This is a genomic window from Streptomyces sp. NPDC020192 (genome assembly GCF_044388685.1).
Taxonomy (GTDB): domain Bacteria; phylum Actinomycetota; class Actinomycetes; order Streptomycetales; family Streptomycetaceae; genus Streptomyces.
In genome coordinates this window covers 1-8,964 of sequence record NZ_JBIRXG010000079.1, presented here as the reverse complement: position 1 = coordinate 8,964, position 8,964 = coordinate 1, and the positions used below count along the sequence as shown (strand labels likewise).

At 67.0% G+C, this 8,964-nt stretch carries 6 protein-coding genes and 4 pseudogenes; 7 read left to right on the top strand and 3 right to left on the bottom strand.

What is annotated here, in order from left to right; translation table 11 throughout:
- Positions 1-134 precede the first annotated feature (134 nt).
- A pseudogene (locus ACH47Z_RS46590) lies at positions 135-1,011 on the top strand (IS5 family transposase).
- Between the two features lie 55 nt (positions 1,012-1,066).
- Here the strand turns inward: ACH47Z_RS46590 and ACH47Z_RS46585 are convergent.
- Positions 1,067-1,546, bottom strand: coding sequence for a hypothetical protein (locus ACH47Z_RS46585; RefSeq protein WP_399086541.1), 480 nt, complete (start codon positions 1,544-1,546; stop codon positions 1,067-1,069).
- 789 nt (positions 1,547-2,335) lie between these two features.
- Between ACH47Z_RS46585 and ACH47Z_RS46580 the strand changes: the two are divergent.
- From ACH47Z_RS46580 to istB, 3 genes and pseudogenes are all read left to right on the top strand, one after another.
- Positions 2,336-2,514 (top strand): annotated as a pseudogene (locus ACH47Z_RS46580) (transposase); the annotation flags it as partial.
- 757 nt (positions 2,515-3,271) lie between these two features.
- Positions 3,272-4,525 (top strand): IS21 family transposase, encoded by a 1,254-nt coding sequence (gene istA, locus ACH47Z_RS46575; RefSeq protein WP_399086538.1) that lies wholly within the window; start codon positions 3,272-3,274, stop codon positions 4,523-4,525.
- A 3-nt stretch (positions 4,526-4,528) separates the two neighbouring features.
- Positions 4,529-5,350, top strand: a complete 822-nt coding sequence (gene istB, locus ACH47Z_RS46570; protein WP_399086535.1) for an IS21-like element helper ATPase IstB — start codon at positions 4,529-4,531, stop codon at positions 5,348-5,350.
- Between the two features lie 5 nt (positions 5,351-5,355).
- Here istB and ACH47Z_RS46565 read toward each other — a convergent pair whose 3' ends face one another.
- Positions 5,356-5,724, bottom strand: a complete 369-nt coding sequence (locus tag ACH47Z_RS46565) for a hypothetical protein (RefSeq protein ID WP_399086533.1) — start codon at positions 5,722-5,724, stop codon at positions 5,356-5,358.
- 111 nt (positions 5,725-5,835) lie between these two features.
- Here ACH47Z_RS46565 and ltrA point away from each other — a divergent pair.
- Both ltrA and ACH47Z_RS46555 read left to right on the top strand, forming a co-directional pair.
- Positions 5,836-7,209, top strand: a pseudogene (gene ltrA / locus ACH47Z_RS46560) (group II intron reverse transcriptase/maturase); the annotation flags it as partial.
- Between the two features lie 119 nt (positions 7,210-7,328).
- Positions 7,329-7,523, top strand: a pseudogene (locus tag ACH47Z_RS46555) (IS701 family transposase); the annotation flags it as partial.
- Positions 7,524-7,741: 218 nt separating this feature from the next.
- Here ACH47Z_RS46555 and ACH47Z_RS46550 read toward each other — a convergent pair.
- On the bottom strand, positions 7,742-8,383 hold the full coding sequence (locus tag ACH47Z_RS46550) for a carbonic anhydrase (RefSeq protein WP_399086530.1): 642 nt from the start codon (positions 8,381-8,383) through the stop codon (positions 7,742-7,744).
- Between the two features lie 363 nt (positions 8,384-8,746).
- On the opposite strand from ACH47Z_RS46550, the gene ACH47Z_RS46545 reads away from it, so the two are divergent.
- Positions 8,747-8,964: PAS domain-containing protein (locus ACH47Z_RS46545; RefSeq protein WP_399086528.1), on the top strand; the 218-nt coding region annotated here is incomplete at its 3' end.

The window sequence follows — 8,964 nt, the reverse complement described above, 5'->3', positions numbered from 1 at the left end:
GTGGCGAGGGAGTCCAACTCTGTCTTCACACACTGACGTTGGACTCCCTCTCCTTGCGCGCGCAGCCGATCCCTTGGAATCGATCATCTAGGGCGGGTTTCAGAAGTGGATCTTGATGTGTCAAGATCCACTTCATGGGGAGGCACGACCTGACTTATGCACAGTGGGCGAAGCTGGAGCCGCTGCTCCCGGTCGGGAAGAAGCCTGGGCGGCCGCTGGTACACACCAAGCGGCAGCTGATAGTCGGCATACGCCGGCGTACCCGCGCCGGTGCTCCCTGGCGGGACGTGCCCGAGCGGTACGGCCCATGGGAGACGGTGTACGGACTGTTTCGGCGCTGGCAGCGGGACGGCACCTGGCACCGGATCTTCGAGCAACTGCAGGCTCGGGCCGATGCCGAAGGGCTGATCACCTGGGACGTCTCGGTGGACTCGACCATCGCCCGCGCCCACCAGCATGCGGCGGGTGCCCGTAAAAGGTAACGGGATCTGCAGATCTAGTCGCCTGGTGGCGTGTTCGCCGAGCCCGACGAACGCGGGCTCGGACGCTCCCGGGGAGGGCTGACCACCGGCTCCACCTGGCGGTTGAGCAGGCCCAGAAGCCGATGTCGCCGGTGATCACGGCCGGGCAGCGCGGTGGCTCCCCGCAGTTCCAGGTGGTCCTGGGTCGCATCCGGGTGCCCAGGCTTGGGCCTGGTCGCCCACGCACCCGGCCGGACAAGGTTCGCGCTGACAAGGCGTACGGCTCCCGCTCGAACCGCGCTTACCTGCGCAAGCGCGGTATCCGCTGCACAATCCCGGAGAAGCGCGACCAGATCGCCAACCGCAAGAAGCGCGGTTCCCATGGTGGCCGGCCGCCGAAGTTCGACGCCGCGGATTACAAAGGGCGCCATGCGGTGGAGTGCGGCATCAATCGCCTCAAGCGCCACCGCGCAGTGGCAACGACGGCATCAAGCTCGCCGTCCGCTACGAGGCGACCGTGCTGGTCGCGGCCATCAACGAGTGGCTGTGACCAGCACGGTGGCGGGGACCCGCGAGGCTGGGACGAGCTCAGGGCCGGTGACACATCACTCGACTCCGAGGGGTCCGATGCCCAGGTCCTCACGCATGAGGCGACGCATCTGCGCCATGGCCTTGCGTCGCCGCTCTATCAGGGGCGCGTCGTCGGCGGAGCCGACAGCCACTCCACGGGCGTAGGCGTCGCGGATCGCGCGCAGGCAGTGGAACGCCTCGTTCCCCGCCTCCACGACCTGCGGCGGGCCCACGAGCCACAGGCGTTCGCTCGCCGTGTAGATGCCGGTGCCACGCACGGCTTCCCGCACCGCCGCGTCGCGTGCCGACTCGGACATATGGTCGCCCAGGGCGACGGCCCGTATTTCCTCACCCGCGGCTTTGAGGGCGGAAACATACTCCGTGTAGACCTCGCGCCGTACTTCCAGAGCGTGCCTGGCTTCCTCCCGCCGCCACCGGTTGCGGTCGGCGATCAGAGTGGCTGCGATACCGATGACGGCACCGGTCAGTGTGGAGAGCAGGGGCGTCCATTCCATGTGTCGCAGCTTGTTCCAAACCGGTGCGCCGGCACCAGTGGATTGCGCTACGAATGGCTGTGACCAGCACTCTCGAAACACGCCCTAGTACGGTCTCCTCGGTCGCGGCTCCATCGTCCAGATCGGCGTCGTACTGCCGTCGTACGAGCCCGTCGAGGTAGCCAGTCCCGGTCCGTGATTTGCGGCGCGGGAAGACCAGTTTTCGCGGCAGCAGCAGGTCGCCGGGATCTTCGCTGGTCGCCAGTCGCCACTCGATGGCCTGCTGTGCAGCGGATGAGACGACCATCAGGTCGCGTTCGTCGTTCCACACAGGCTGTCGCCCGATGAGGAACGACTCGCCGCCGCGAGTGCTGCCCCGCATGATCACCGGCGGCTCGCCGTCTTGTGCCCTGGCATCGCCTCTTCCGGCTGACGCGCCGGGTGCCGGCGTTTCGTTGTGCGCGCGGTAGACGGCGTCGGCTGCCGCGTTCCGTGACCGCCGTTGCTCGAGGAACGCGTACGCGTAGTCCACGCCCTGCTGTTCCTGCTCGATTGCCGAACGACGCCGGGTACCCGCCATGCGCGCCGCTCCCGTCCCCCTGGTCCGCTCCTCAGCGAACCACTCGGGAACGATCTTGCTGGCAACGGCAGCTCATCACATCTGCACCACAATTTCGATGCGCAATCGCGTCCAACCAGTTCCCAGACGGGCACCGGCTCCTGGACCTGCATCGCATCGCCGTTACACCCCTGCCAGGGTCACCCGCCCGGACTCTCGAACAGCTTCAAGTTCGCTTGCCTGACGAGGACCAGGTCGGCATCTTCCTCGCCTACGCCACCGGCCGTGGGCGCACACTGATCGACCGGCGTCTTTATCTGCCCACCTCCTGGACCGATGACCGCGAAAGGTGCCGCCGGGCTGGTATCGACGACGAGGTCGGCTTCGAGACCAAGGTGGCCATGCGAAGGCGATGGTCCGCCGCGCCATCACGGGCCCCGGCGTGCGTTCCTGGTAACGGGTGGGTGCGAAGCCCGGGGGAAAAGCCCAAGGGCTCCCGTTCCATCCGGGAGTTACAGGCGAGGGGAATGAGTGGACGGGTGAATGCAAATGAACCCTCGGCTATGCCTCGTAACTTCGAACCTCGCCGATGGGATGTTCCAGTGGGGTAAAGGACTGGTCGCTGAGAAGTGGCAGGCGCTGGCTGGAGAGAAGCAGCCAGCCGGGAGAACACCGCCGTCTCGGGGTAGAGAGGGCACCCAACCCGCTCGCATCTCGCTCATGCAGAACGTGGAAACCCCGCAAGGGTCCCAGTGGCATTTCGTCACCGGGTAGGCCGACCGTGAGGAACGCTCAACTCCCTGGCGGGAACAGGATGGCCCAGAAAGCCAATGCCGGTGGCCGAAAGGCGGCAGGAAACCGGGACAACACGGCTGGCCACTCCGCCAGCAGTCCCGCATAACTGGCCGGATAGGGGCCGAAGACCCCGACCCGAAAGGGTGCTGACGTGGGTCGGGTGAGCCTGCGAAGAAGAGAATGACAAGGACGACACAACTGAAGGACACGTTAGACGTCCGTCCTCCGGATGGAGGCGGGACGAACGGACCGGAAGACGAACTCCTCGACTGGCATGCGATCGACTGGGATGCCGCTGAGGAGAACGTACGACGTCTACGCCTGTTGATGCTCCCGCAAAACTAACCCCGTAGCGCTCTCGCACTATTGACCCCCTTGATCACTCTTGGAGGGTGCTGAAGGTGGAGGACTGGGCAGAGATACGCCGTCTGCATCGAGCGGAGGGTGTGCCCATCAAGGAGATCGCGCGGCGGCTGGGGGTGGCCCGGAACACAGTCCGGGCCGCGTTGAACTCCGACCGGCCGCCGAAGTTCGAACGGGCTCCGCGGGGCCAGGTCGCGGACGCCTACGAGCCGCAGATGCGGGCTCTGCTGCAGGAATGGCCGCGGATGCCGGCGCCGGTGATCGCGGAACGGATCGGCTGGCCGTACTCGCTGCCGCCGCTGCGCAAACGGCTCGCGCTGATCCGGCCCGAGTACGTCGGGATCGATCCGGTCGACCGGATCGTCTACGAGCCCGGCCGGATCGCGCAGTGCGATCTATGGTTCCCGGAGACGAAAGTGCAGGTCGGAGCCGGACAGCAGCGAATCCTGCCGGTGCTGGTCATGACGCTGGGCTTCTCCCGGTTCCTGTCCGCGATGATGATCCCGTCCCGGCAGGGCGGCGACATCCTGTCGGGCATGTGGTCGCTGATCCACGGCATCGGTCGAGTGCCGAAAACGCTGGTCTGGGACCGGAAGGCCGCGATCGGCGGCACCGGGAAGGTCACCGCCCCTGCCGCGGCCTTCGCCGGCACGCTGGCCACGAGAATCAAGCTCGCCCCGCCCCGGGACCCGGAGTTCAAGGGCATGGTCGAGCGCAACAACCAGTACCTGGAGACGTCGTTCCTGCCCGGCCGGCTGTTCGCCTCACCGCAGGACTTCAACCAGCAGCTGCACGAGTGGCTGGTCAGGGCGAACTCCCGCACCGTCCGGGCGATCCAGGGCCGCCCGGCCGACCTGCTGGAGACCGACTACCAAGCGATGATCCCGCTGCCGCCGGTAACGCCGCCGATCGGGCTGAACCAGCGGATCCGGCTCGGCCGCGACTACTACGTCCGCGTCGACACCGTCGACTACTCGGTCGACCCGCAGGTCATCGGCCGGTTCGTCGACGTCACCGCCTCTCCGGAGACCGTGACCGTGTTCTGCGACGGCAAGGTCGTCGCTCGGCACGAACGGTCCTGGGCGAAACAGCAGGTCATCACCGACCCGGTCCACGCGACGACCGCCGCGAAGATGCGCGAGGCCCTCGCGACGGACCGCCACCGGCGTCAGGCAGCCGTCCGCCAGCACACCGACGGACACACCGTCGCCCTGCGGGCCCTGCCCGACTACGACGCGCTCTTCGGCGTTGATTTCAACCCGCCGTCCACGAAAGCGAAGTGATACGTGACCACAGCCACGAAGTCCAAGCCGGCCACCGCTGCGAGCGGACCGAAGGACGGCATGCCGTCCATGCTGTCCTACCTGACCCGGGTGCTGAAGATGCCCACAATCGGCGCCTTCTGGGAGGAACTGGCCGACCAGGCCCGCGACCAGAACTGGTCCCACGAGGAGTATCTGGCCGCCCTGCTGCAGAGGCAGGTCGCCGACCGGGAGAGCAAGGGCACCACGATGCGGATCCGCACCGCCCACTTTCCGCAGGTCAAGACGCTGGAGGACTTCAACCTCGACCACCTGCCCTCGCTGCGGCGAGACGTCCTCGCGCACCTGGCCACGGGCACGTTCGTCGCGAAGGCGGACAACGTGATCTTGCTGGGGCCGCCCGGGATCGGGAAGACGCACCTGGCCATCGCGCTCGGGGTCAAGGCGGCCCACGCCGGCTACTCGGTCCTGTTCGACACGGCCAGCAACTGGATCGCGCGCCTGGCAGCGGCCCACCAGGCCGGCCGTCTGGAGGCGGAGCTGAAGAAGATCCGCCGCTACAAGTTGATCATTATCGACGAGGTGGGCTACATCCCGTTCGACCAGGACGCGGCGAACCTGTTCTTCCAGCTCATCGCGTCGCGCTATGAACAGGGCTCGGTGATGGTGACCTCGAACCTACCCTTTGGGCGGTGGGGAGAGACCTTCTCGGACGACGTCGTCGCGGCCGCGATGATCGACCGCCTGGTCCACCATGCCGAGGTTCTCACCCTGACCGGCGACTCCTACCGGACCCGTCAGCGACGCGAGCTCCTGGCGCAGGAGAACCGAGCCCACCGCGACTGAGCCTGTCAGTCGCCCTGGTCGGTCGAGCGAAAGATGTGCTCTCGCCCTTCGCGGTCTTCGAACTCGACGCTGAAGGACATGCCCATCCCGTTCAATGCCCCAAGCAGGTCAGTGATGCGATCGGGATCCACGAACCCGCTAAACAGGACAGGCTCCAGCGGAACGAGCTCAAGTTCCGCGCACTCGTTTTCGACCTGGAACTCGGTCCAGCTCGATCGCCGGACCCGCCAGCCGGCGCGGAAGAACAGCTCAGCCGCGCTCTGGGCGCTGGCTGTCCCGGTCAAAGATCCCCAGACATTGCTGCCGAGATCAAGCTGAGCCACGGCAGCGGCGTCAAGACGCGGGCCGTCCGTCCCGCCAGAGGTGAAGTCCACGCCGGACAGTATCGGGCAGGCGACCGTCACGTCGCGCACAGGCCCGACCCGACCCCAGGGGGTCAATTCTGCGGGACTGGTGCGGGGTCAAATCTGCGAGAGCGTTGACAACGCCAGCGCATCTTCGCGGCGACGCAGGCAGGGGACCTGAAGAGGGTCCGCAACTTGCAGAAGCTGATGCTCCGCAGCCGCAGCAACACGCTAGTCAGCGTGCGACGGGTCACGGAGATCAACGCTGGCCGCCGGACGGCGGGCATCGACGGCCGGGTCGTGCTCACGGCCCCAGGCAAGGCCGAACTGGCCACCTGGGTCCAGCACCACTCCGCCCCGTGGAAGCCCAGGGCCGCCCGGCGTGTCTACATTCCGAAGAGCAACGGAAAGCGGCGCCCCCTCGGAATTCCCGTCATCGCTGACAGAGTCCTGCAAGCCAGGACGGTCAACGCGCTGGAGCCCGAATGGGAAGCCCGGTTCGAGCCCGAGTCTTATGGATTCAGACCGGGCAGGGGCTGCCAGGATGCGATCCAGGCAATATTCACGGTCACGCACGGGAGGAACCCGAAGCGGAAGTGGGTACTGGACGCAGATCTGGCAGCGGCATTCGACCGCATCGATCACGAGCACCTCATCTCGATGCTGGGAACATTTCCCGTAAAGGGAATGGTCGCTCGATGGCTGAAAGCCGGGGTCATCGAGAAGGAGTGCTTCACCGCCACCGAGGAAGGAACGCCTCAAGGCGGCGTGATCAGCCCCCTCCTGCTCAACATTGCTCTCCACGGAATGGAAAAGGCTGCCGGAGTCCGCTACTACACCGGCGGGAGCCATGTCGGTGAAACAATGCCGGGCTCGCCGGTACTGATCAGATACGCCGACGACCTGCTTGCCTTCGCTCACTCCAGAGCCGAAGCGGAGCAGATAAAGGAGCGGCTGGCCACCTGGCTGAAGCCAAGAGGTCTGGCCTTGAACGAGGACAAGACGAACATCGTCCATCTCAATGAAGGCTGCGACTTCCTGGGCTTCAGCGTCCGCCGCTACCGCGGCGGGGCGGTGCTGCTGATCAAGCCGAGCACGGCAGCCGTGCGACGCAACCGGAAACGGCTGGCCGCCGAGGTCAAGGCCCTGCGCGGGGCCAACGCCGAGGCGGTGATCCACAAGCTCAACCCGATCATCCGGGGATGGGCGGCCTATTACCGGAGCGTGGTGTCCAGCCGCATCTTCCATGCGCTGGACGCCTACGTGTGGAAGCTCGTCTACAAGTGGGCGACCCACACGCATCCGAACAAGCCGAAGCGCTGGGTCAGCGCCCGTTACTTCGGCATGTTCAACAGGGCCAGGCGGGACAGGTGGGTCTTCGGTGACCGCGACAGCGGCCACTACCTCGCCAAGTTCTCCTGGACGAAGATCGTCCGGCACCAGATGGTCAAGGGCAGCGCGTCCGTCGACGACCCCGCCCTTACTGACTATTGGGCCGGGCGACGTCGCAGATAGAAACCAGCACCTTCGCATGCCTGCGAGCCCTCGGGGCTTGCTTGAGCCGTGTGCTCGGACAACGGGCCCGCACGGTTCTGAGGGGGGACCGCCGCAGCAATGCGGCGGTCCTACCCGACCAGAGCGCGAAGCAGGAATGCGGCCTGGACGACTACCAGGTCCGCCGCTACCCCGGCTGGCACCGACACATGACCCTCGTCATGGCCGCCCACGCCTGCCTGACCGTCCTACGAGCCCGGCAACTTGACGCCGGGAAAGCAGAAACGGATCCTCCCAGCTCATCCACCTCGGTCTCGCCGAGATCAGACGCCTGATCACCCGCCCCACCGACCGGGCCCATGACCGTCGACCACATCCTGCACTGGTCGGCCTGGCGCCGACGGCGACAGCACCAGGCCCGCACCAGCCACGACAAACGGCGCGGACGCAGTCCCTGCGTTGGCCATCAGTCACGAATCTCCATTGCTGGCCCCGCGCCCGGCCCTGCGGAGTCTCCACGAGTTTTGCAACGACAGCGGGGCGGCCGGGGCGGTCAGGATGCGGTGGCGACCGCCGCATCGAGCCCGCGGGCTGCGACGAGCTGCGCGCTGCCGTCGGCCAGGCGGTAGCAGAGGCCCACCACAGCGGCCTGCCCGGCGGCAACCCGCTCGGCCAGGAGGCGGGAGCGGTCCAGCAGCAGGTCGACGGTGTGCCCTATGTGCTCCGCGAGGATCTCGTCGGCACTCACGCGTTCGGCGGCCCTCGCCGCGAGCACGCTGGGAGTGACGCGCTCGACGACGTCCCGGATGTAGCCGGCCGGCGCGATGCCGTCCTCCAGCGCAGCGCACGCCGCGCCGACCGCCCCGCACGAGTCGTGCCCGAGGACCACGACCAGAGGGCAGTCCAGCACGTCGACGCCGTACTCGATGCTGCCGATCACTTCCGGGCCCATCACGTGGCCGGCGGTGCGCACCACGAAGAGATCACCCAGACCGCGATCGAAGATGATCTCGGCAGCCAGGCGGGAGTCGGAGCACCCGAACAGCACCGCGAACGGGCGCTGAGACGGAGCGACCTCGGTGCGGCGGGTGGCGTCCTGGTTCGGGTGCGCCGGAGCACCCGCGACGAACCGCTGGTTACCGGCCAGCAGCAGCTCGAAGGCTTCACGGGGGGTTGCGGCCTGGATCTCTGTCATGACCGCAGATTACGGCTGGCCCAGCAGACACGCGCGGCTGGGGCCATGGTCGACGGCCTCCGTGTCTTTGTGGTCGGCACGCCCGGATGCCGGGCAATGTCGCCTTCGATCCGCCTCCTCAGTTCGTTGCGCAGCTGTCCGGCCCATGACAGCTCGCTCGCATCGCCTGGCCATGCGCCGGTGTGTCCACGCGGCGCTGAAACCAGCCGGGCCGGTGAGGACACACAACCAGGCGGGTCCCGATCACGGCGTACGCCCGATGAGCGTGCGCCGCTGCCACCCGCTGCCCGCCGAGCGAGCTCGGCGGGCGCGGGAGCTGGACCTTTCGTAGATTGAAGAGCGAGCGACTGGCAGGGAATGCGTGTGACGCCGAAGATCGACTACCCAGGGGTGTTCGCTGCCCTTCCGAGCCCGTGCCTGGTGCTCGGCACGGACCTGGTGATCGCCGACGCCAACCCGGCCTTTTGTGAGGTGACCGGACGGAACCGGGTCGAGCTGGTCGGGCAGTACCTCTTCGACGCCTTCCCGGACAACCCCGCCGACCCGGAGGCCGACGGGGTGGAGACGCTGAAAGACTCACT

Bases quoted from the DNA above. Each gene is read 5' to 3' on its own strand.
- ACH47Z_RS46585 (WP_399086541.1), bottom strand. From the start codon at position 1,546: ATGGAATGGACGCCCCTGCTCTCCACACTGACCGGTGCCGTCATCGGT.
- ACH47Z_RS46550 (WP_399086530.1), bottom strand. From the start codon at position 8,383: ATGACAGAGATCCAGGCCGCAACCCCCCGTGAAGCCTTCGAGCTGCTG.